This is a genomic window from Mycolicibacterium aichiense (assembly GCF_010726245.1).
Taxonomy (GTDB): domain Bacteria; phylum Actinomycetota; class Actinomycetes; order Mycobacteriales; family Mycobacteriaceae; genus Mycobacterium; species Mycobacterium aichiense.
Window position 1 is genome coordinate 1,366,116 of record NZ_AP022561.1, and the last position, 21,863, is coordinate 1,387,978.

Genomic DNA, 21,863 nt, shown 5'->3' on the forward strand with positions numbered 1-21,863 from the left:
TGTGGAGCCGGTGTCAAGCCAGTAGCGTTTGCTCTGTGAGTGGGGAGTTGCGGACTGACCCGGCCGTGCTGTCGGCCACGTGTCAGTCGCTGTCCGGAGCTGCTCAGAGCCTGCTCGAGCGGTTGAAGTCTCTGGACGGAAACGTCACCTCGATGCTGTCGAACTGGCAGGGCACGTCCGGCGGGTCGTACGGAGATGCCTGGAAGATGTGGCACACCGGCGCCGACGAGGTGGAGAAGGCCCTGGCGATCATGGCTGACTTGCTCGGACAGGCCGGCAAGACGTTCGCGGCGCAGGAGCAGGCCAATGCCGCCGAGGTGCGAGGTGTCTACGGTGGCTGAGGCATTTTCGGTGAATCCGGAGTCGCTCGCGGATGCTGTGGCCGAGATGTCAGAGTTTCAGCGGACCGCCGAGAGCCTGCTGTCCGAGATCGACTCGACGGTATCCGCTCTGCACATCACGTGGGCTGGGGAGGCCGCCGCCGCGCACGCCGAGGCGCACCGGTCGTGGAAACACGGTGCCGCACTGATGCAGGAAGCGCTCAACCGATTGCACGCGGCCGGAGACACCGCGCACAGCAACTACACATCGGTGATGACGAACAACCAGAACATGTGGTCCTAGCGGGGTCATATGCCACCGCTTTCTGTGGACCCCACCGCACTCGACGGTGCGGGTTCGGCACTCGTCGATGTCGGCAAGGACATCGGCTGGACGATGTCGACGCTCGAGGGTGCGCTGTCGGGTTGCGGCAGCATGTGCGGCAATGATCCGGTCGGTGCGGCGATGGGGCAGAAGTACGATTCGACCGCTGCTGCCGTCTTGCAAGCGATCGCTGCAGCCCGCAACGGTCTGGTGAATCTTGGTGATGGCGTGCGGGTTTCGGCCCACAACTATTCGATGGCCGATGCCCAGTCTGATGTCTCGGGCAGGAGCCAGCCGCTACCGGTCCCGCCGGCCTCGGAAAAAGTAACGGCCTCGACGCCGCCATCATCGGTGGGTGCCGGCGATGCGGCGCCGGCTGGGTTCGGTTGGGTGGCCAAGTACATCGGGATGATCTGGCCCAACGGAGACTCTGCTCAGCTGCGTGCTGCCGCCGCTGCCTGGACAGCGGCTGGCACTCAACTGTTGGTGACCGAGACTTCCGCAGCGGGATCGCTGGGAATCATAGGTGCACAGCAGATTCCGGAAGGTGAGGCGATCGGTAAAGCCTTCGCCGAATCAATCAACGGTGCCGTGCAGATCATGAACCAGTCCACCACGATAGCGGCTCAGTTGAATGCGTATGCGGCCAAGATCGACGCGGTTCACGCCGCGATCATCGACCTGCTGAGCAGGATCTGTGACCCGATGACCGGCTTCAAGGAAGTCTGGGACGTTCTCACTGGAGAGGACGAAGACGAGATCAAGAAGATCGCCGATGACATCAAAACGGTGATCGACAACTTCGAGTCCGAGACGTCGGCGCTGGCCGCAGAGATGACTGTGGCGATGTCGGCAGCCGAGGATATTGCGTCGGCGATGACCAAGTACGCGGACAAGGAGTGGAACCAGTTCCTGCACGGAACCGAGGTCGGGCGATTGATCGACCTGGATCTGCGATTTACCAAGGGGTTTTTCGGGCAGGCCGAAAATCTGGTGAAGGACAACTGGAAGTACGGGCCCCTGCGGGCGATGACCCAGCCGGAGCGGTGGTTCAACGACTGGAAGGAGACCGTCACGGGGATGGCGCCACTGGTCGGACTCGGTGGTGACGGGGCGCCAGGCGTCGGTGAGTCCTGGAAGGACGTGGGGAAGGGGTTAGTGCACTCGGATCTCTGGTCGAAGGATCCAGCGGAAGGGTTGGGCGCCAACCTGTTCGACGCTCTCACACTTCTCGTCCCTGGCGGGGAGCTCGGTGCGGCGGGCAAGGTGACGCACGGTGCAGCGGATGCGGCCGAAGCCACGGCCAAGGCGGCGCCGCACATCGCTGACGCAGCTCCGCAAGTGGGGCGGGATGTCGTCAAGGGTGCTGAATCCGCGACGCCCCCCGTGCACGTACCGGAGGCGCCTCCGGGCGGTGCGCCGCGTCCACTGCCTGATGCGGCGCCGAAACCGGCGACGCCCGAGGCCGCCCCGAAACCCGCTGCACCTGTGGCGGGGGAGCCGCGGTCGGCGCCCGCTGAAGGTCACGGTGCCGGGGGCCCCACGGAGCGGACGCCTGGAGCGGCAGCGCCTGAGCATGCGGGATCTGGACCCGCCGAAGCGCCGAAAGTGCCTGGCGAGCCCCGGCCGTCGGTTGTGGACGCGCCCGCTACTGCGGCTGAGCGGACGGCCATGGCGAACCAACTCGCAGAGGTGCCGGCGAGTGCGCCTTCGGCTGGATCAGGTGCTGCAGGATCGGCCCTGCCGAGTGCTCCTTCCGCCGGAGCGCTGGGCGGCGGCGGTGGTCACGCCTCCGACGTGATGTCCTCTGCCGCAGGCGGTGCGAGTGACCGAGTTCCCGCCGCAGTGGGAGCGCACGGCGCTGAATCCGCTGCGGGCGGAGCGGGGCATGGTCCCCACCCGGGTTCGGGCGATGGCGGAGGTGGTTCGCACGGCGGGTCTAGTGATCATGGCGGCGGCGGCCACGAGACGGGGGCTGGTCGAGGCGACGCACCGAACCATGGACGTGGCGACGGAGAACACGATGGTCATGGAACGGGTGAGCTCGATGACGCGCCGAATCCCGATCCGGCCGGTATCAGCCCCGAGAAGCGGGATGAGATCCTCGCGATGGATAAAGGCGATCGGCCAGACCCATCCGAGTATTTGTCTCCCGAGTACATAGAAGAGCACCTTGGCCAGTTCCACGATGGTGCAGCGAGGTTCATGCCGGAAGAGAACTTTGAGCAGTACGGAATTGGGCAGCGCGACGGCACCTCCTTCATGCTGACAAAACACGATGCGGATGAGCTCATTCGGTCGACTCACGGAGATCCACGAGCGATGGAACGAGCGCTCGGGTTTGTGGAGGGCTACTTAGACGACCACGCAATTGTGCGCATCGACGTACCTGACCCGGAAGCCTACAATCTTCGTGTGCCCTCCGGGAACGAGGCAGGCGCGAATTCGCAGTGGCTGCCAGGAGGCTATCTTCCAGAAGGCCTGCGGGAAGCCGTCATTGACGGCGCTTCAGTACCCCCTGATCATTACACTGTTATAGACATTCGCGAACTCAAGGAGTGACATGGCGAAACGCTATGAGCCGACCTACTTTTCGAAGGAGCATCGGTATTCAATGGGAAATGATTTGAAGACGGGCGGCCACTACCTGGCAATTCCCGTGAGTAATGGGCTTGCCGAATACAATGAGGAATACTTCTTGCTGCCAGGGCAGTATGAGGAGTTCATGCGGGACCCGTCCGCTGCCTTGAAATTTGTTGAGGCGTGTCGTGCTCGTCAACACGATGAGCAGCTGATCTACGTACAAAATGGCAAACGCGGCGAGCCACTTTAATGGTGTTACCTCTATGGGCAATGCATCGTTGAGACCCCAGAGGCATGGTACTTCCCTCACGAATCAGCGGGTTTCGCGCACCGTGGGGATATGCCGCGCGCGTTGGCGGGCAACATCACCGTGAGAATGGCACGGGACCGGGAGCGGGCTTCGCTTAGAAGAACCAGATACCGCATGACTGCCGTTCGGAAGATAGACGGAATCGGAGGCTGAGTTGCAGCTCGTCGACAACACAATCGTCCGCGCGGCCGTCGCATCCTTTGCGGCACAACCAAACCAGGCGGCCGCACTGGAAGTCCTGCGATCCTGCATGTTCGGTGATCTTCTGTTGGACACCACAGGTTCCGATGCGCCGACCGCGACTGGTTTCGCGCCCGGCGCACGGCTGCAGATCCGTCGTGGCAGAGGCCCAGATGGTAACGGTGCACTCTTGGCCTTCACGCGCAACGAAGAGATCGCGCGCCTTCACCCGCCGGGAACCGCGACCATGTCGTTGGTCAACCCGGCGATCGGCGTACTCAAACTCGCCAAGTCGCAACAGGATGCGTGGCTATACATCGATCCGGCCGGACCGACCTGCGCGATCTCGGCGGCGGAAATCGACTTCGCGTTGCGCAATCCCAACAACGAACCACTCAAGACCGCCACAGTAGATTTCAATGCTGGACGGATCGACCGGCAGAGGGTGCTGGATCTGCTCAAGCAGGACGGCCCTCTACTTCTTGGAGTCGACGAGACATCACAGCCCGGGGAGATGAAATTTCGGGCGACGGTGATGCCGGACGGGTCGCCCGGGCTCTTCGCCTTTACCAGTGCCCCAGAGGTGGTAGTCCACAACGTGTCGGACGCTGTCATGGCGAGCACGACAGAGAAGGTGCTCGAAATAGCCCGCGAGCAGGGCTATGGCGGTCTCGTCATCAATCCCAGCGGTCCGTACGTTGCGGTTACGTTGGCAGAGCTCAACACTTGATCAACCCAGATCGGATGCGCGTAAGCAAGGTTAGAGATTAACGTTGACAGCCAACAGATTTGAAGACACCTTCTTCTCCCGGGAGAACCGCTACTCCTTGGGTGTCGATTTGGAAGAGGGCGGTTACTACGCTTCGTTTCCAGTGTCAGCTCAAATAGTCGACTACGAGGAGTGCTACCGACTGACACCCGCTCAGTACGAACACTTCATGGCCGACCATGAGGCAGCACTTGACTTTGTCGAGTCGTGCCGGCGACGCGAGCACGACGAGTTGCTCATTCAGAAGCCTGGTTGGAACCGCGGCACGCCGAGGTGACTTCGAACAGCCTGACCTCAGCGCGGCCATCTGCGTCTACCTCAAGAACTACCCAGGTCAAAATGCGCAGCAGTTCGACGACGTGTTTGGCGACCGAGCCGAGCAGCTGTGCGAGCGTGTCCTCGAAATCCTCACGGAGACAATCAAAATAGACCTGGATTGGACGGGCCTCACGCTGAGCAACGGCGGCAAGGCGGTGCAGGCCATAATGGCGGAGCGCCACCCTGGCTTGTCGGACGAAGCGCTATTGCACCTGGGAAACTACTACACGTATTTGGTGAAGTAATTAGCCGCCCACCCGACCTAGTTTTCCGTTGGTGGGGCTTTGGGTTGGAAGGGTTGGTACCACTTCCATTGGGCGCGTTCGCCGGTCGGTCCGGGACACGGTGGGACAACGGGTGGTGGGTGGTTCGGCGGCCGGGCGAGTGAGGCAGATGTGAGCAGTTCGCCGTCGCTGTCGGTGACCGTGAGCTGGTGGGCGGGGCCGCTGATGGTGATGTCGCCGTGGTGGTGTGCTCGGTGGTGGTAGGGGCAGAGCAGCACGAGGTTGTGTAGTTCGGTGGGGCCGCCGTCTTCCCAGTGCTGGATGTGGTGAGCGTGGAGGCCTCGGGTGGCGCTGCGGCCGGGGACTGCGCAGGTGGTGTCGCGGTGTTCAAGGGCCCGGCGGAGCCGCCGGTTGATTGTGCGGGTGGTGCGACCGGCGCCGACGGGTTGGCCGTCGCGTTCGAACCAGGCTTCGCAGGTGGCATCGCAGGTCAGGTAGTGGCGATCGGCGTCGGAGAGCAGGGGACCCAGATGAAGTTCCCCGATGCGCTTGTCGACGTCGACGTGGACCACCACGGTGGTGCGCTGCCCGTGCGGGCGTCGGGCCACGTCGGTGTCCCAGCCAGCCTCGATCAGGCTAATGAACGCATCGGTGGTGTTCGGCAGCGGCGGTGCGATGTCGGCGGAGTTGGCGTCGTGATCGCGTTTCCAGTCGGCGATCAGCGCATCGTGATGGGACTGCAGCGCGGCGTCGAAGGTCGCTGCTTCCCGGTTCGGAAGGGTGATCTTCCACGTGGTCGTGTCATCCCCCGACATCTTGGTGACCTTGCGCTGCGGCTCCGGACGGGGCGCCTTGTCGGGGCGCGGTTCGAGCTTGACGGCTGTGCGCAGCTGGCTGACGGTCGCGGCCGTGGCCAGCTGTGCGTAGTGCTCATCGGACCCGTCGGCGGCGCGTTGGGCGATGACGCCAACCTGATCCAGCGACAGGCGGCCTTCCAACATGCCTTGGGTGCATCGGGGAAACTCTGCAAGTCGGTGCGCGACAGCGGAAATGGTGTTGGCGGTGGAGGCTGAGGTGCCCAGTTTCCAGGCCACCACAGCGGCGACGGAGCGCGCCCCGGTCATACCGCAGAGGCCGTCGTGATCCAGTTCGGCGACAAGCTTTACGATCCGGCCGTCGATCGCATTACGCTGGCCGGCCAGCTCCGCCAGCTCCTCGAACACCACCTCGAGGCGCTCCTTCGGGCTGAGCGTGGCGGTCGAGGACATGACTCCGTCATGGCATCAGGGTCCGACAAAAACGGACCGCTCAAAGGTGGGCCAAGACCCGCTCCGCGAACACCTCCGGATGTTCCCGGTGCATGAAGTGCCCGCCGGAGATTTCCTCAATGATGTACTCGCTTTTGAACTTCCGCGCAGCCCGGCGATAGTCCGGTAATCCGGCCACCGGATCGTCGAGTCCGGCGAAGACGACGGTCGGCACCGTGATGCGCGCCCTCAGCGACGCGGACGGTAGCGGTGACAGCTTGCGGTAGTAGCCGAAGGCTGCGTCGAGGCTGCCCGGGCTGGCGAAGCACTCCCGCACGGCGTCGAACTCCGAGTCGGGAGGATTCCATGTCGGCGACCATCGCCGGTAGATCGCAGGCAATGCCGCGAAATCGTTGCGGGCGAACCGTTTCGCGGCTCCGGGCAGCTTGTACGCAGCGAAATGTCGTGCGCCCCACAGCTTCCGAAGTGAAGGCTTCAGCGTCGCCGGGTGCGGGATCGCAACAGTCATGAGCTTGGAAGCCAGGTCCGGCCGCAGCGCCGCCGCGCCGTACGCGGCTGCAGCGCCCCAATCGTGCCCGATGAGCACGGCCTCGGAAGCTCCCAGCGCAGGGATCAAAGCAAGAACATCACGAGCCAATGTCTCTTGCGACGCATCAGCGTCCGGCACCTCGGTCGGGTGATATCCGCGCATGAACGGGCTCACGGCCCGGTAGCCGCGATCGGCGACGCGCGGCCGCAAGTCGTCCCAGGTGTGTGCGGTGTCGGGAAAGCCGTGCAGCATCAGCACGAGGGGCCCGGAGCCTTCCTCGAGATAGGCGAACCGAAGTCCATTTGCGTTGGCGAAACCCATCGCGCCGGCCATGACCTGTGGACAGTACTCCGACTGCTGGGCTTCGACGCGTCACACTCAGGCCATGCTCGACCTCATCCTCCCGCTGGAATGCGGAGGCTGCGGCGCGCCCTCGACCAAGTGGTGCGACGCCTGCGCCAACACCCTCAACGTCCACACCGACGAACCGCATCTCGTCACCCCGCGCATCGACCCCGGCGTGCCTGTCTTTGCTCTCGGTCGCTACGTGGGCCCCCGGCGGCAGGCCATCGTCGCGCTCAAAGAGCACGGCCGTCGCGACCTCGTCGCTCCCTTCGCCCGCGCCCTCGCGCTCGGCATCCACCACCTCGAAACCTGGGGCATCCTCGACACGCCGTTCACCATCGTCCCTGCGCCCACGCGCGCCCTGGCCGCTCGCCGCCGGGGTGGCGATCCTGTCCTACGCATCGCCAACGAGGCCACCCGGCAGAACCACAACATCGCCGTCGTCCGGGCCCTGAAGACCCGGGCGATGGTCCGCGACTCCGTGGGCCTCACGGTCGCCGACCGTGAGCGCAACCTGGCCGGCCGGATCGCGCTGGCCAAGCGTGTGACAGGTGACGTCCTGCTCGTGGACGACATCGTCACCACCGGCGCCACCGCCCGCGAGGCGGTGCGCACTCTCCGCGAATTCGGCGTGAATGTAACGGGCGTACTCGCCCTGGCGCACGCCTGACCTGGGCGGGCGACGATCGGTGTAACAGGGGTCGAAAGACTTCGAAACAGGTGGGCCAAAAAGGTGGCACACCGGCGTGAACAACGACTACCGTCGGGGCCAACACACCGTGAACACATCACGGGGGCGGTCTAGTCCACAGGCCCGCCGCTTCGCCGAGTGACGGTAGGAGGTGAGGTTCCTCGACCCCTAGCGCCGGCGGGTGAGTTTCGTGCCAATCCTGTCGGCGCAGCATCCCACGACAGGCCGGCACGCCAGAGTGCGTGCAACCCGTAACAGAAACGAGTTGTCAAGCATGTCAATCGATTCCGCGAACACCGGTCAACTACTCGCCGACGATGAAGACCTTGCCGAATCCGCCAACGCCGAAGTTCAGGTGTGCGGACGCAACGTCGAGATCCCCGATCACTACCGCGTCTATGTCGCACAGAAGCTCGCTCGACTGGAGCGGTTCGACCGCTCGATCTACCGCTTCGACGTCGAGCTCGAGCACGAACGCAACCGCCGCCAGCGAAAGAACTGTCAGCACGTCGAGATCACCGCGCGCGGTCGCGGCCCGGTCGTCCGTGGGGAGGCCTGCGCGGAGAGTTTCTATGGCGCCTTCGAGGCTGCCGTTCACAAACTCGAGAACCGCCTGCGGCGCACCAAGGACCGCCGCAAGGTTCACTATGGCGACAAGACCCCGGTATCGCTGCACGAGGCCACCGCGGTGACCCCGCTGATCGATGCGGCCGCGGCGTTCACCCCCGAACAATCCACCGCCCAGGAGCAGGTGCTCGACGACCATGAACCGGGTCGCATCGTGCGGACCAAGGAGCATCCGGCCAAGCCGATGACGGTCGACGACGCGCTCTACGAGATGGAACTCGTCGGCCACGATTTCTTCCTGTTCCAGGACAAGGAGACCGATCGGCCGTCGGTGGTCTATCGCCGGCACGCCTACGACTACGGGTTGATCCGGCTGGGCTGATCGCCGCTGCCCGGGTCCGACCAGCGCGTCACCTAGGATGGAGGTCGCTTAAGCCTCCGATTCACAGGGGGCCCCTCCTATATATGTTCAGGGGAAAACGTGCTGTCGAAGTTGCTGCGCCTTGGTGAAGGTCGCATGGTCAAGCGCCTCAAGGGGGTGGCTGACTACGTCAACACCTTGTCCGACGACGTAGAGAAGCTGTCGGACGGCGAGCTGCGGGCCAAGACCGACGAATTCAAGAAGCGCGTTGCTGACGGCGAAAGCCTCGATGACCTGCTCCCCGAGGCTTTCGCCGTCGCTCGCGAGGCGGCCTGGCGGGTGCTGCAGCAGCGCCACTTCGACGTCCAGGTGATGGGCGGCGCGGCGCTGCACTTCGGCAACGTCGCGGAGATGAAGACCGGTGAGGGCAAGACCCTGACCTGTGTGCTGCCCGCCTACCTCAACGCCCTGGGCGGCGATGGCGTGCACGTCGTCACCGTGAACGACTACCTGGCCAAGCGCGACAGCGAGTGGATGGGCCGCGTGCACCGCTTCCTGGGTCTCGAGGTCGGCGTCATCCTTTCGGGCCTGACCCCCGACGAGCGCCGCGCGGCCTACGCCGCCGACATCACCTACGGCACCAACAACGAGTTCGGCTTCGACTATCTGCGCGACAACATGGCGCATTCGGTCGAGGAGATGGTGCAACGCGGCCACAACTACGCGATCGTCGACGAGGTCGACTCCATCCTCATCGACGAGGCCCGTACCCCGCTGATCATCTCCGGTCCCGCCGACGGTGCCTCGCACTGGTACAGCGAGTTCGCCCGCCTGGCTCCGATGATGAAGAAGGACACCCACTACGAGGTCGACATCAAGAAGCGCACCATCGGTGTGCACGAGCTGGGTGTCGAGTTCGTCGAGGATCAGCTCGGCATCGACAACCTCTACGAGGCCGCCAACTCGCCACTGGTCAGCTACCTCAACAACGCCCTGAAGGCGAAGGAGCTCTTCGAGCGCGACAAGGAATACATCGTCCGCAACGGCGAAGTGCTGATCGTCGACGAGTTCACCGGCCGCGTGCTGATCGGCCGGCGTTACAACGAGGGCATGCACCAGGCCATCGAGGCCAAGGAAAACGTCGAGATCAAGGCCGAGAACCAGACGCTGGCCACGATCACGCTGCAGAACTACTTCCGGCTCTACGACAAGCTCGCCGGCATGACCGGCACCGCCGAGACCGAGGCCGCCGAGCTGCACGAGATCTACAAGCTCGGCGTGGTTCCGATCCCGACGAACCGGCCGATGGTCCGCAAAGACCAGACCGACCTGATCTACAAGACCGAGGAAGCCAAGTACATCGCCGTCGTCGATGACGTCGTCGAGCGCTACGAGAAGGGCCAGCCGGTCCTGATCGGTACCACCAGCGTCGAGCGCTCGGAGTACCTGTCGCGCCAGTTCCAGAAGCGCCGCGTCCCGCACAACGTGCTCAACGCCAAGTTCCACGAGCAGGAGGCCGGCATCATCGCCGAGGCCGGCCGCCGCGGCGCGATCACGGTGGCCACCAACATGGCCGGCCGTGGTACCGACGTCGTGCTCGGCGGCAACGTCGACTTCCTCGTCGACACCCGGCTGCGCGAGCGGGGCCTGGATCCCGTCGAGACGCCCGACGAGTACGAGGCCGCCTGGCAGGAGGAACTGCCCAAGGTCAAGGCGCAGGCAGCCGAAGAGGCTGAGCACGTCATCGAGGTGGGTGGCCTCTACGTGCTGGGCACCGAGCGCCACGAGTCGCGGCGTATCGACAACCAGCTTCGTGGCCGTTCCGGTCGTCAGGGCGACCCGGGTGAGTCCCGCTTCTACCTGTCGCTGGGTGACGAGCTCATGCGGCGATTCAATGGCGCGACGTTGGAAAGCCTGCTGACGCGGCTCAACCTGCCCGACGATGTGCCGATCGAGGCCAAGATGGTGACCCGCGCGATCAAGAGCGCGCAGACCCAGGTCGAGCAGCAGAACTTCGAGATCCGCAAGAACGTCCTCAAGTACGACGAGGTGATGAACCAGCAGCGCAAGGTCATCTACGCCGAGCGCCGCCGGATCCTCGAGGGGGAGAACCTGCAGGAGCAGGCCCACGACATGCTGGTCGACGTCATCACCGCCTACGTCAACGGCGCCACCGCCGAGGGCTACGCCGAGGACTGGGACCTCGAGCAGCTGTGGACCGCGCTCAAGCAGCTCTACCCGGTCGGCATCGACCACCACGACCTGCTCGACAACGACGCCGTCGGTGAGCCCGGTGAGCTGACTCGCGAAGAGCTGCTCGACGCGCTGATCAAGGACGCTGAAAAGGCTTACGCGCGACGGGAAGCCGAGATCGAGGGCCTCGCCGGTGAGGGCGCCATGCGCCAGCTGGAGCGCAACGTGCTGCTCAATGTGATCGACCGCAAGTGGCGCGAGCACCTCTACGAGATGGACTACCTCAAGGAAGGCATCGGCCTGCGGGCGATGGCGCAGCGCGATCCGCTGGTCGAGTACCAGCGCGAGGGCTACGACATGTTCGTCGGCATGCTGGACGGCTTGAAGGAGGAGTCGGTCGGGTTCCTGTTCAACGTCCAGGTGGAGGCAACGCCGTCGCCTGCGGTCGCTCCGGTCGATACCCCGCAGGGTCTGGCGGATCTGGGCGGCCAGCAGCAGGAGCCGGCACCGGCCTTGCGTGCCAAGGGAATCGACGACGAAGACTCTCGGCAGCTGACCTACAGCGGTCCCGCCGAGGACGGCTCGGCGGAGGTCAAGCGCAACGGCGGCGGCAAGCAGGCCGCGACTGCGGGCACCACCCGCAAGGAGCGACGCGAGGCGGCGCGCAAGCAGTCCAAGAGCAGCAGCAGGCTGCGTCGGGGTTAACCGCGGTTAAGAAGCCACCCCGGTCAGCCGATGTGCAGGGCTACAACCTGCCAACGCACCCCGGTCGGCGTCATCACCTGTTCGACGCGGCAGGCGATGGCGTGGGTGCGGCCGTCCCGGCTGTAGGTGGCCGCCACTTCGGCTGCCGCGCCATCGGTCCCGACCGGCTGCACCCGTAGCCGCCGCAAGCGCGCGGCGCCGTCGCCCTCGTGCCGCTTGACGGCCGGCAGCAGCGACTCCACCAGCCCGGCGGCCAGCAATGGTCGCAGCTGGGCCAGGGAACGCCGCCGGTCGATCACTTCGAGGACCCGTCTCAGCGCGGCGTCGGCGAATCCGCCCGCCGCACGCATCGGGGCAGACGCGACCGGCTGCGGCGCGGGGCGGGGCGACGGTCCGAGAGGCCGTGCGCCCAGTAGGTGGACCCGCTCGGGTGCGCTGTGCAACACCGGCGGTTCGTAGTCGACGACGGGAACGACACAGGACATGGGCACTCTCCGAAATCGGTCAACGGGTGACCGGCTGCCGGAGAGGGGCGAACCGATGGCGACATGATGGCACAGTTCTGTCGTTGGTGTGTGCACCCGCGATGCGCTGACCCGGGGTTGGCGGTTACCGTGTCGGGACGGGCGGGGATTGTCGATGAGGGGAATGTCCAACGATGGTGACTCGACTGTCAGCGTCGGACGCCTCGTTCTATCACCTGGAGAACACCTCCACCCCGATGTACGTCGGCTCCCTGGCGATCGTGCGCAAGCCGCGCGCCGGGTTGAGCTACGACACCCTGCTGGAGACCGTCGAACGCCGGCTGCCGCAGATCCGGCGCTATCGGCAGAAGGTCCGCGAGGTCACCTTCGGGCTGGCGCGTCCGGTCTGGGTCGACGACCCGGACTTCGACATCACCTATCACGTCCGGCGCTCGGCGCTGCCGTCGCCGGGAAGCGACTCGCAGCTGCACGAGCTCATCGCCAGGTTGGGGTCCCGCCCACTGGATCGGTCCCGGCCGCTGTGGGAGATGTATTTGATCGAGGGGCTGTCCAAGAACCGGCTGGCCATCTACACGAAATCGCATCAGGCGCTGGTGAATGGGATGGCAGCGCTGGAGATCGGGCACGTCATCGCCGACCGCACCCAGAAGCCGCCGACGTTCGGCGAGGACATCTGGATCCCGGGCCGCGAACCCACCAACGGCCAGCTGCTGCTCGGCGCGGTCGGGGAGTGGCTGGCCCGGCCCCGGATGCAGATGCAGGCGGTCACCTCCGCTGTCGGCGACCTGGCCCGCAACAGCGGGGAAGTGGCCGATCTGGCGCGGCGGCTGACCGACGTGGCGCGCACCGTGGCCCGCGGCACCGCGCCGAGTAGTCCCCTGAACACCAAGGTGTCGCGCAATCGGCGCTTTACCGTGGCCGTCGGTTCCCTCGCGGACTACCGGCTGGTGCGTTCGCGCTACGACTGCGACGTGAACGACGTGGTCCTGGCGGTCATCGCGGGCGCCTTGCGCAACTGGCTGCTCTCGCGCGGCGAACCGGTCACCACCAGCTCCACTGTGCGGGCCATGGTGCCGACGTCGGTGTACCCCGAGGCGGTTCTGGAATCGTCCGGTCCGGGCCAGGCCATCAGCGAGGTCGCCCCGTTCCTGGTCGACCTTCCGGTGGGCGAGGGCAACGCGGTGGTACGGCTGTCCCAGATCGCCCACACCACCGAGTCGCATTCGGCGGCAGCCAGTCTGGTCGATGCCCGCACGATCCTGACGCTGTCCGGCTTCGCGCCGCCGACCCTGCATGCCATGGGCACCCGGGTCGCCACCCAGTTCTCGGCCCGCCAGTTCAACCTGTTGATCACCAATGTCCCTGGGCCGCAGTCGCAGATGTACGTGGCGGGGGCGAAGCTGCTGGAGACCTACGCGGTGCCGCCGTTGTTGCACAACCAGGTGCTGGCCATCGGCGTCACGTCGTATTGCGGCATGCTCTATTTCGGCATCCACGCCGACCGCGATGCCATGAGCGATGTCGACGTGTTGCCGACGCTGTTGGCCGAATCTCTCGAGGAACTGCTCGAAGCTGCTCGGCAGACGTAGGATTCGGCGATGGGTAAGGCCAACTCCGACGGTGATGTCTCCGTCAAGAAGCGCAACCGCAAGATCCCCAAAGACATTTATGAAGCCGAATTGTTCAGGTTACAAACCGAATTGGTGAAACTGCAGGAGTGGGTCAAGGCCACCGGCGAGCGGGTCGTCGTCGTGTTCGAGGGTCGGGACGCGGCGGGCAAGGGCGGCACGATCAAGCGGATCACCGAGTATCTGAGCCCGCGAGTCGCACGGATCGCGGCGCTGCCCGCGCCGACCGAACGTGAGCGCGGCCAGTGGTACTTCCAGCGCTACATCGAGCACCTGCCCGCCCGCGGTGAGATCGTGCTGTTCGACCGATCCTGGTACAACCGTGCCGGTGTCGAGAAGGTGATGGGATTCTGCACGCCGCAGGAGCACACGCTGTTTCTGCGGCAGTGCCCGATCTTCGAGCAGATGCTGATCGACGACGGGGTCATCCTGCGCAAGTACTGGTTCTCGGTATCCGACGACGAGCAGCTGCGCCGGTTCAAGTCCCGCCGCAACGATCCGTTGCGCCGCTGGAAGCTCAGCCCGATGGACCTCGAGTCCATCTATCGCTGGGAGGACTACTCGCGCGCCAAGGACGAGATGATGGTCCACACCGACATCCCGGCAAGTCCGTGGTTCGTGGTGGAGTCCGACGACAAGAAGCACGCGCGCCTGAACATGATGGCCCATCTACTGGCGAGCATCGACTATGAGCAGGTCGACCAGCCCAGCGTGGAACTGCCCAAACGCCCGATGCTGGGCAACTATCACCGGCCCGCGCGGGAGTTGACGACGTACGTGGACGACCACGTCTCCACCCTGCTCGGGGACAGCGAGAACGGCGCCTGACTGCAGCGGATAATCTGCCGGGATGCGGGTCTATATCCCAGCCACTTTGGCCATGCTGCAACAGCTGGTCGCCGACGGGTCGTTGCAGCCGTTGAGCGGGACGGCGTTCGCCGTGACGCCGACGTTGCGGGAGTCCTACGCCGAGGGCGACGACGAGGAGCTGGCCGAGGTCGCGATCGGGGAGGCCGCGCTGGCGTCGCTGCGGCTGCTGGCCGCCGAATCCGAACGCGCCGACGCAGAGTTGCCGCTGCGCCGCGCGGTTCTGATCGCCGACGCGGATGCGACCCCGCGACCCGATCTCGACGATGCGGTGGTGCGGGTCAGCGGCAGGGTGAACCTGGATCAGGTGGTTGCGGCCTATGTCGACAATTCCGGAGCCGAGCCGGCGGTGAAGGCTGCGATCGCGGTGATCGACGACGCCGATCTGGGCGACGAGGATGCCGAATTCGTCGTCGGCGACGCTGCGGACCATCCCCTGGCCTGGTACGGGACCCAGGAGCTGCCGTTCCTGCTCGAATTGCTCTGACGCCTGGATACGGAACCGTAAGTTACGGTACCGTAGGTTTGACGGCGAAGGAGGTGCGCAATGGCGAAGAACCAGGTCAAGATCAGTGCGAACGTGGTCGATACCGTGCGACCGAAGGTGGCCGGTGAGGGACGCAATCCCGCGATCGACGCGGTGCGGGCGCTGTTCGGGCGGATCACCACGCCCCTGCTGCCCGATGATTATCTGAAGCTGGCCAACCCGCTGTGGTCGGCGCGGGAACTGCGCGGCCGGGTGGTCGAGGTCCGGCGGGAGACCGAGGATTCGGCGACCCTGGTGATCAAACCGGGGTGGGGGTTCACCTTCGATTACCAGGCCGGCCAGTACATCGGCATCGGCCTGCTGGTGGACGGCCGCTGGCGGTGGCGGTCGTATTCGCTGACGTCGAGCCCGCACGCCGACGGCGCCGGTCGCTCGCGCACCATCACGATCACCGTGAAGGCGATGCCGGAGGGCTTCTTGTCGACCCACTTGGTCGGCGGGGTCACTCCCGGCACGATCGTGCGCCTGGCGGCGCCGCAGGGCAACTTCGTGATGCCCGACCCGGCTCCGGCATCGGTGTTGTTCTTGACGGGCGGCTCCGGAATCACCCCGGTCATGTCGATGCTGCGGACGCTGGAGCGCCGCGATCAGATCGGCGCGCCGGGACATATCGTCCATATTCATTCGGCCCCAACCGAATCCGACGTGATGTTCGCCGGTGAGCTCGCAGCGCTGGCCCGCGAGCACGACGGATACCGGCTGACCGTCCGTACCACCCGCACCGAGGGGCGGCTGGACCTGGGCCGGCTCGATGATGTGGTCCCGGACTGGCGAGAGCGCCAGACGTGGGCCTGCGGTCCGGAGGGGATGCTCACCGAGGCCGAGAAGACGTGGCAGGCCGCCGGCGTCGGTGATCGCTTGCATCTGGAGCGGTTCGCGGCGTCTCGGACGGCTACCCATGGTGAGGGTGGCACCGTGACGTTCGGCCGTAGTGGCAAGTCCGTGTCGGTGGACGCGGCGACGTCTTTGATGGAAGCCGGCGAGCAGGCCGGGTTGCGGATGCCGTTCGGCTGCCGGATGGGCATCTGCCAGTCGTGTGTGGTCCCTCTGGTGGAGGGCCATGTGCGCGACTTGCGCACGGGTGTGGAGCACGAGCCGGGCACCCGGATCCAGACGTGTATTTCGGCCGCTTCGGGTGACTGTGTGGTCGACGTCTGAGGTTTACTGACTAGTAACCTACGGGTACGTAGGTTACGGTAGCGTAGGAACAAGAAGGGAGGCGTGACTAATGGCTATTACCGATGTAGAGGCGTTTACGCATCTGACTGACGCGGACATCGAGAGTTTGGCGGTCGAGCTCGACGCCGTCCGCCGCGACATCGAGGATTCCCTGGGCGCGCGGGATGCGCGCTATATCCGCCGCACCATCGCCGCTCAACGCGGTCTCGAGGTCGCCGGGCGGTTGATGCTGGCTGCGAGCTCCAAACGATCGGCCTGGTGGGCGGGCACCGTCACCCTCGGCGTGGCCAAGATCATCGAGAACATGGAGATCGGCCACAACGTCATGCACGGCCAGTGGGACTGGATGAACGATCCCGAGATTCACTCCTCGTCGTGGGAGTGGGACATGAGCGGCGCGTCCAAGCACTGGCGGTTCACCCACAACTTCATGCACCACAAGTACACCAACATCCTCGGCATGGACGACGATGTCGGTTACGGCGTGATCCGGGTGACCAGGGACGCGAAGTGGAAGCCGTTCAACCTATACGGCAACCTGCTGTTCAACACCCTGCTGGCGATCGGCTTCGAATGGGGAGTCGGACTGCAGCACCTGGAGCTCGGCAAGATCTCCAAGGGCCGCGACGATCGCAAGGCCACCCTGATCCGGGTGCGCGAGTTCGGCGCCAAGGCCGGGCGACAACTGCTCAAGGACTACGTCGCCTACCCGGCGATCACGTCGCTGTCGCCGCGCGCCACCTACCGCTCGACACTCACCGCGAACGCCGTGGCCAACGTGATCCGCAATGTGTGGGCCAACGCGATAATCTTCTGCGGCCACTTTCCTGATGGCGCAGAGAAATTCACCAAAACCGACATGGTCGGTGAGAGCAAGGGTCAGTGGTATCTGCGTCAGATGCTGGGCAGCGCCAATATCGAGGGCAGTCGTGCCATGGACTTCATGAGCGGCAACCTGTCGTACCAGATCGAGCACCACCTGTTCCCTGACCTGCCCAGCAACCGGTATCGCGAGATTTCGATCCGGGTGCGCCAGATCTGCGACAAGTACGACCTGCCCTACACAACCGGGCCGTTCCTGGTGCAGTACGCCAAGACCTGGCGCACGATCGCCAAGCTGTCGCTGCCGGACAAGTACCTGCGCGCCACCGCCGACGATGCACCCGAAACCCGCAGTGAGCGGATGTTCGCCGAACTCGAACCGGGTTATGCCGGTGTCGATCCGGCCACCGGACGCAAGCGCGGTCTCAAGACCGCGATCGCCACTGCTCGTCAGAAGCGACGCGTCAAGCGCGCAGCGAAAGCTGCCTAGTCAGCCGGCGCGCTCGCGGGGCACGATGAGCCCGTGAGCGCGCCGTGGCATGCGCGGAACAATAAATTGTGCCGACGATCTGATCCTCGGCGCGCTGTCCGGCAACCGAGACGCCCTGCGTGGCTGGTAGCTGTCGAAGTTCGCCGGCCGGGACTGAGCGTCTAGTCCGGGATCCAGTTGAAGTCGTCCGGGTTCGGACCCTGCCGGCCGGCCTCACCCTTGTCGAGGGCGGTGATGGCGTCGATGTCGTCGTCGCTCAGCTCGAAGTCGAAGATCTCCAGGTTCTCCTTGATCCGCTCGGGGGTAACGGATTTCGGGAAGACGATGTCGCCGCGCTCGATATGCCAGCGCAGCGTCACCTGGGCGGGGCTCTTGCCGAGGCGCTCGGCGATCTTGCCGATCACCGGATCGCCGAGCACCGCGCCCTGGGCGATCGGTGACCAGGCCTCGGTGAGGATGGTGTGGTCGGTGCCGTACGCGCGCAGTTCGTCGTTGGCGAAGTACGGGTGCACCTCGATCTGGTTGACGGCGGGCACCGTCTCGGTGTCGCGGGCCAGGGTCTCCAGATGGTGGATCTGGAAGTTGGAGACGCCGATGCTGCGGGCCCGGCCGTCGTTCTTGAACTCTTCCAACACCTTCCACGTGGAGACGAAGTCGCCGTCGTAGAGTCCCGGCAGCGGCCAGTGGATCAGGAACAGGTCGACGTAGTCGAAGCCCAGTGCCTCGATCGTGCCGTCGAACGCGCGCCGCGCGTCGTCGGGCTTGTGATAGCCGTTGTTGAGCTTGCTGGTGATGTACACCTCGCCGCGGTCGATGCCGAAGTCCCGGACGCCCTGCCCGACACCCTTTTCGTTCTGGTACATCTCGGCGGTGTCGATGTGGCGATAGCCGATTTCGAGCGCGGTTCGCACCGCGGACGCGGTCTCATCGGGCTTGATTTGGAAGACACCGAAACCCAGCTGCGGAATCGTGGTGCCGTCGTTGAGTGTCAGATTCGGAACGGTGCTCATCTGTGCGGCGTGCCCTCTCAGTTGGTGTTGCAAACAATTATCAGTACGCCGCGCCGTCTGACAACGCGGACAGCAGTCGTCGGGCTGCGGCGACCCGTCGTGCGGGAGCCCCGGTGAGCGCGTCCAGGGCGCATTCCGGATCGGCCGGCGGGCCCAGGTGGCCGCACCCGCGGGGGCAGTCCTCGATCGCCTCAGCCAGATCCGAGAACGCCTTCAGCACGTCGTCGGGCTCGATGTGGGCCAGCCCGAACGATCTGATGCCCGGGGTGTCGACCACCCAGCCGCCTCCCGGCAGCGGCAGCGCCACCGACTGCGTCGAGGTGTGTTTGCCCTTGCCGACCCCGGATACCTCGCCGGTGGCTCGAAATGCCTGCGGAACAAGACGATTCACCAACGTGGACTTTCCGACCCCGGAGTGGCCGAGCAGGACGGTGACCTTGCCTGCCAGGAGGTTCTCGACGTCGTCGATCGGGTCGTCGCGGCCCGCGGTCAGCACGGTGAGGTCCAGATCGGCGAACTGCTCGGCGAACGATTCGGCCGGCATCAGATCGGTCTTGGTCAGGCACAGAATCGGCCGCAGCCCGCCGGCGTACGCCGCGATCAGCGCCCGGTCCACCAGGCCGGTGCGCGGCGGGGGATCGGCCAGAGCCACCACCATCAGCAACTGGTCGGCGTTGGCGACCACCACCCGCTCGGTCGGATCGGTGTCATCGGCGGTGCGGCGCAACACAGTTCGTCGTTCACCCCGACGCACGATCCGGGCCAGCGTGTCCGGCCGCCCGCTCAGATCGCCGACGACATCGACCTGGTCGCCGACGACGATCGGGGTGCGGCCCAGTTCCCGGGCCCGCATCGCGGTGACATGGCGGTGCGGATCATCGCCCAGGACGCAGCCCCACCGGCCGCGGTCGACGGTGACCACCATCCCCGCCTCGGCGTCGGCGTGCTCGGGGCGAGTCTTGGTGCGCGGACGCGAGCCACGGCCCGACCGGATCTTGACGTCGGACTCGTCGTACTCGCGTGGGCTCAACCGACCCCCACCATCTCGGTCCACAGTGCCGCGAATTCCGGCAGCGTCTTGGCGGTCGTCCCGATGTCCTCGACCTCGACACCGGGCACCCGCAGCCCGATGATGGCCCCGGCCATCGCCATTCGGTGATCGGCATACGAACGCCAGGTGCCCCCGTGCAGCGGTGTCGCGGTGATCACCAGGCCGTCGTCGGTCTCGGTGCAGGTGCCGCCGAGCCCGCTGATCTCGGCGCTCAGCGCTGCCAACCGGTCGGTCTCGTGGCCGCGCAGATGGGCGATGCCGGTCAGTCGCGACACCGAGCCCGGTTCGGCCAGAGCGGCCAGTGCCGCCACCGCGGGGGCCAGCTCACCGACGTCGTGCAGGTCCACCTCGAAGCCGCCGTAGGATTCGGGCCCTCGCACCTCCAGATGCGAATCTGACTGGTGCACAGCCGATCCCAGAAGCTTGAGGATGCTCAGGATGGTCTCGGCGGGTTGGACGCTGGCCGACGGCCAGCCGGTGATTCCCACCGCTCCGCCGGTCACCACACCCGCCGCCAAGAACGGGACCGAGTTGGACAGGTCCGGTTCGACGTCCCAGTGCCGGGCCGCGATCGGCCCCGGCGCCACCCGCCACTCGTTGATGGTGGCGTCGTCGACGTCGACGCCGGCCTCGCGCAGCATCGCCACCGTCATCGCGATGTGCGGAGCCGAGGGCACCGATGTGCCGGTGTGCACGACGGTCAGGCCCTCGGTGAAGGCTGCCCCGGACAACAGCAGGCCCGAGACGAACTGCGACGAGCTCGACGCGTCGATGTGCACCGTGCCGCCTGTGACTGCGCCGCGGCCGTGGACCTCGAACGGCAGACCGCTGCCGTCGATGTCGACGCCGAGTCCCCGCAGCGCGTCCAGCAGGGGAGCGATGGGCCGCGTTCTGGCTTGTTCGTCACCGTCGAATTCCACGACCGCGGTACTCAGCGCGGCCAGCGGCGGCACGAACCGCAAGACGGTACCGGCCAATCCGCAGTCGATTCGCGCGCGCGTGCCCGGGTCGAGCGTCCCGCCGACCGCCAGCTCGGCGCCTGCGCCGGACACGTCGATACCGAGGGCCGCGATGGCCCCGATCATCAGATCGGTGTCCCGGCTGCGTAGTGCGCCGCTGATCGTGGAGTCGCCCTGGCCCTGAGCGGCGGCCAGCGCCGCGAGGACCAGGGTGCGGTTGGTCTGCGATTTCGAGCCGGGCACGGTGACGCGCGCATGCACCGGCGACGACGTTGACGGCGCTGCCCACAACTCGGTGCTCACGGCATACATCCTGCCCTGTCGGGATCGTGCGCCACCATGGAGTCATGTGCGGACGATTCGCGGTGACCACCGACCCGGCACTGCTGGCCGAGAAGATCCACGCCATCGACGAAGCCACCGAGGCGGCGAAGGAGGCGCGCGGGCCCAACTACAACGTCGCGCCCACCGCCACCGTCGCCACGGTGGTCAGCAGGCACGACGATCCGGACGACACCCCGACCCGTCGGGTCCGGTTGATGCGCTGGGGTCTGGTGCCGCCGTGGGTGAAGGCGACCGCCGACGGAACACCCGACAACAAGGGCCCACTGCTGATCAACGCCCGCGCTGAAAAGGTCACCAGTTCGCCGGCGTTCCGCGCGTCGGCGAAGAGCAAGCGTTGCCTGGTCCCGATGGACGGCTACTACGAGTGGAAGCCCAATCCGGACGCCCCGGCAGGAAAGAAGGCGCGCAAGACGCCGTACTTCATGTTCCGTGCGGACGGCGAGCCACTGTTCATGGCGGGACTGTGGTCGGTATGGCGAGCCGGCGACGATTCGGCCGAGGCGTCGCCGCTGTTGACGTGCACGATCATCACCACCGACGCCGTGGGGGAGCTTGCCGAGATCCACGACCGGATGCCGCTGGTGCTCGACGAGGCGGACTGGGACCGCTGGCTGAACCCCGATCAGCCTGCCGACGCCGACCTGTTGTCGGCACCGCCCGACATCGCCGGTATCGATCTGCGCGAGGTCTCCACCCTGGTGAACAGCGTCCGCAACAACGGTCCGGAGCTCATCGAGCCGGCCGATCCACACAACCAACCGGTTGGCCTGTTCTAGCGACGCGGTGCCGGTT

The 21,863-nt window shown here is 65.7% G+C and carries 22 protein-coding genes; 15 read left to right on the top strand and 7 right to left on the bottom strand.

The genetic code is table 11. From position 1 onward, the window contains the following. The first annotated feature begins 35 nt into the window (after positions 1–35). The 6 genes from G6N32_RS06610 (at position 36) to G6N32_RS28740 (ending at position 4,764) form a co-directional block, all read left to right on the top strand. Positions 36–341, top strand: coding sequence for a WXG100 family type VII secretion target (locus tag G6N32_RS06610; RefSeq protein WP_115316689.1), 306 nt, complete (start codon positions 36–38; stop codon positions 339–341). Then, the gene (locus tag G6N32_RS06615) at positions 334–624 is read left to right on the top strand and encodes a WXG100 family type VII secretion target (RefSeq protein WP_115316688.1); all 291 of its coding nucleotides are present in this window, start codon (positions 334–336) and stop codon (positions 622–624) included. The genes G6N32_RS06610 and G6N32_RS06615 overlap by 8 nt, the downstream gene beginning before the upstream one ends. Positions 625–648: 24 nt before the next feature. Next, entirely contained in the window at positions 649–3,207 is a 2,559-nt protein-coding gene (locus G6N32_RS06620) for a hypothetical protein (RefSeq protein WP_163789163.1), read from the top strand. 1 nt (position 3,208) lies between these two features. Beyond that, on the top strand, positions 3,209–3,478 hold the full coding sequence (locus G6N32_RS06625; protein WP_115316687.1) for a hypothetical protein: 270 nt from the start codon (positions 3,209–3,211) through the stop codon (positions 3,476–3,478). Positions 3,479–3,692: 214 nt separating this feature from the next. Continuing rightward, positions 3,693–4,448, top strand: a complete 756-nt coding sequence (locus G6N32_RS06630; protein ID WP_115316686.1) for an SseB family protein — start codon at positions 3,693–3,695, stop codon at positions 4,446–4,448. Positions 4,449–4,545: 97 nt separating this feature from the next. Continuing rightward, complete coding sequence (locus tag G6N32_RS28740) at positions 4,546–4,764, top strand: hypothetical protein (protein ID WP_232077715.1); 219 nt, start codon at positions 4,546–4,548, stop codon at positions 4,762–4,764. Here G6N32_RS28740 and G6N32_RS06635 read toward each other — a convergent pair. From G6N32_RS06635 to G6N32_RS06645, 3 genes are all read right to left on the bottom strand, one after another. Then, positions 4,724–4,987 (bottom strand): hypothetical protein, encoded by a 264-nt coding sequence (locus G6N32_RS06635; RefSeq protein ID WP_147291942.1) that lies wholly within the window; start codon positions 4,985–4,987, stop codon positions 4,724–4,726. The genes G6N32_RS28740 and G6N32_RS06635 overlap by 41 nt on opposite strands. A gap of 80 nt (positions 4,988–5,067) precedes the next feature. After that, complete coding sequence (locus G6N32_RS06640; protein ID WP_115316683.1) at positions 5,068–6,297, bottom strand: HNH endonuclease signature motif containing protein; 1,230 nt, start codon at positions 6,295–6,297, stop codon at positions 5,068–5,070. Positions 6,298–6,337: 40 nt separating this feature from the next. Further along, positions 6,338–7,159 (bottom strand): alpha/beta fold hydrolase, encoded by an 822-nt coding sequence (locus G6N32_RS06645; RefSeq protein ID WP_115316682.1) that lies wholly within the window; start codon positions 7,157–7,159, stop codon positions 6,338–6,340. A gap of 52 nt (positions 7,160–7,211) precedes the next feature. On the opposite strand from G6N32_RS06645, the gene G6N32_RS06650 reads away from it, so the two are divergent. The 3 genes from G6N32_RS06650 to secA all read left to right on the top strand — a co-directional run bounded on the left by G6N32_RS06650 (position 7,212) and on the right by secA (position 11,688). After that, complete coding sequence (locus tag G6N32_RS06650) at positions 7,212–7,841, top strand: ComF family protein (RefSeq protein ID WP_115316681.1); 630 nt, start codon at positions 7,212–7,214, stop codon at positions 7,839–7,841. Positions 7,842–8,136: 295 nt separating this feature from the next. Next, positions 8,137–8,811: a ribosome hibernation-promoting factor, HPF/YfiA family gene (hpf, locus tag G6N32_RS06655; RefSeq protein WP_163789165.1), complete on the top strand. Its 675-nt coding sequence runs from the start codon at positions 8,137–8,139 to the stop codon at positions 8,809–8,811. Positions 8,812–8,910: 99 nt separating this feature from the next. Then, positions 8,911–11,688 (top strand): preprotein translocase subunit SecA, encoded by a 2,778-nt coding sequence (gene secA, locus G6N32_RS06660; protein ID WP_115316680.1) that lies wholly within the window; start codon positions 8,911–8,913, stop codon positions 11,686–11,688. 23 nt (positions 11,689–11,711) lie between these two features. Here the strand turns inward: secA and G6N32_RS06665 are convergent, their stop codons facing one another. Continuing rightward, positions 11,712–12,173, bottom strand: coding sequence for an Rv3235 family protein (locus G6N32_RS06665; RefSeq protein WP_115316679.1), 462 nt, complete (start codon positions 12,171–12,173; stop codon positions 11,712–11,714). 173 nt (positions 12,174–12,346) lie between these two features. Between G6N32_RS06665 and G6N32_RS06670 the strand changes: the two genes are divergently transcribed. The 5 genes from G6N32_RS06670 (at position 12,347) to G6N32_RS06690 (ending at position 17,706) form a co-directional block, all read left to right on the top strand. Continuing rightward, complete coding sequence (locus G6N32_RS06670) at positions 12,347–13,762, top strand: WS/DGAT/MGAT family O-acyltransferase (RefSeq protein WP_115316678.1); 1,416 nt, start codon at positions 12,347–12,349, stop codon at positions 13,760–13,762. Positions 13,763–13,771: 9 nt separating this feature from the next. After that, positions 13,772–14,629 carry a polyphosphate kinase 2 gene (gene ppk2, locus G6N32_RS06675; RefSeq protein WP_115316677.1) on the top strand — a complete coding sequence of 286 codons (858 nt, stop codon included), beginning with the start codon at positions 13,772–13,774 and terminating at the stop codon, positions 14,627–14,629. Between the two features lie 22 nt (positions 14,630–14,651). Then, positions 14,652–15,155, top strand: a complete 504-nt coding sequence (locus tag G6N32_RS06680; protein ID WP_115316676.1) for a DUF6912 family protein — start codon at positions 14,652–14,654, stop codon at positions 15,153–15,155. A 60-nt stretch (positions 15,156–15,215) separates the two neighbouring features. Further along, positions 15,216–16,373: a ferredoxin reductase gene (locus G6N32_RS06685; protein ID WP_115316675.1), complete on the top strand. Its 1,158-nt coding sequence runs from the start codon at positions 15,216–15,218 to the stop codon at positions 16,371–16,373. A 70-nt stretch (positions 16,374–16,443) separates the two neighbouring features. Beyond that, entirely contained in the window at positions 16,444–17,706 is a 1,263-nt protein-coding gene (locus tag G6N32_RS06690) for a fatty acid desaturase family protein (protein WP_115316674.1), read from the top strand. Between the two features lie 161 nt (positions 17,707–17,867). Here the strand turns inward: G6N32_RS06690 and G6N32_RS06695 are convergent, their stop codons facing one another. The 3 genes from G6N32_RS06695 to aroA are packed head-to-tail and all read right to left on the bottom strand — an operon-like array spanning position 17,868 to position 21,029. Next, positions 17,868–18,716: an aldo/keto reductase gene (locus G6N32_RS06695; protein ID WP_115316673.1), complete on the bottom strand. Its 849-nt coding sequence runs from the start codon at positions 18,714–18,716 to the stop codon at positions 17,868–17,870. Between the two features lie 40 nt (positions 18,717–18,756). Next, positions 18,757–19,746, bottom strand: coding sequence for a ribosome small subunit-dependent GTPase A (rsgA, locus tag G6N32_RS06700; protein WP_115316672.1), 990 nt, complete (start codon positions 19,744–19,746; stop codon positions 18,757–18,759). Beyond that, positions 19,743–21,029 (bottom strand): 3-phosphoshikimate 1-carboxyvinyltransferase, encoded by a 1,287-nt coding sequence (gene aroA / locus G6N32_RS06705; RefSeq protein WP_232077532.1) that lies wholly within the window; start codon positions 21,027–21,029, stop codon positions 19,743–19,745. Before aroA ends, rsgA begins: the two co-directional genes overlap by 4 nt. Positions 21,030–21,073: 44 nt before the next feature. Here aroA and G6N32_RS06710 point away from each other — a divergent pair, with 44 nt between their 5' ends. Beyond that, complete coding sequence (locus G6N32_RS06710; protein WP_115316670.1) at positions 21,074–21,847, top strand: SOS response-associated peptidase; 774 nt, start codon at positions 21,074–21,076, stop codon at positions 21,845–21,847. Positions 21,848–21,863 lie beyond the last annotated feature (16 nt).

Excerpts from the sequence above, each read along its gene's own strand:
- G6N32_RS06695 (WP_115316673.1), bottom strand. The coding sequence starts at position 18,716 with ATGAGCACCGTTCCGAATCTGACACTCAACGACGGCACCACGATTCCG.
- G6N32_RS06690 (WP_115316674.1), top strand. The coding sequence starts at position 16,444 with ATGGCTATTACCGATGTAGAGGCGTTTACGCATCTGACTGACGCGGAC.
- G6N32_RS06640 (WP_115316683.1), bottom strand. The coding sequence starts at position 6,297 with ATGTCCTCGACCGCCACGCTCAGCCCGAAGGAGCGCCTCGAGGTGGTG.
- G6N32_RS06625 (WP_115316687.1), top strand. The coding sequence starts at position 3,209 with ATGGCGAAACGCTATGAGCCGACCTACTTTTCGAAGGAGCATCGGTAT.
- hpf (WP_163789165.1), top strand. The coding sequence starts at position 8,137 with ATGTCAATCGATTCCGCGAACACCGGTCAACTACTCGCCGACGATGAA.
- G6N32_RS06670 (WP_115316678.1), top strand. The coding sequence starts at position 12,347 with ATGGTGACTCGACTGTCAGCGTCGGACGCCTCGTTCTATCACCTGGAG.
- G6N32_RS06710 (WP_115316670.1), top strand. The coding sequence starts at position 21,074 with ATGTGCGGACGATTCGCGGTGACCACCGACCCGGCACTGCTGGCCGAG.
- G6N32_RS06685 (WP_115316675.1), top strand. The coding sequence starts at position 15,216 with ATGGCGAAGAACCAGGTCAAGATCAGTGCGAACGTGGTCGATACCGTG.
- G6N32_RS06665 (WP_115316679.1), bottom strand. The coding sequence starts at position 12,173 with ATGTCCTGTGTCGTTCCCGTCGTCGACTACGAACCGCCGGTGTTGCAC.
- G6N32_RS06650 (WP_115316681.1), top strand. The coding sequence starts at position 7,212 with ATGCTCGACCTCATCCTCCCGCTGGAATGCGGAGGCTGCGGCGCGCCC.
- G6N32_RS06645 (WP_115316682.1), bottom strand. The coding sequence starts at position 7,159 with ATGGCCGGCGCGATGGGTTTCGCCAACGCAAATGGACTTCGGTTCGCC.
- ppk2 (WP_115316677.1), top strand. The coding sequence starts at position 13,772 with ATGGGTAAGGCCAACTCCGACGGTGATGTCTCCGTCAAGAAGCGCAAC.
- G6N32_RS06680 (WP_115316676.1), top strand. The coding sequence starts at position 14,652 with ATGCGGGTCTATATCCCAGCCACTTTGGCCATGCTGCAACAGCTGGTC.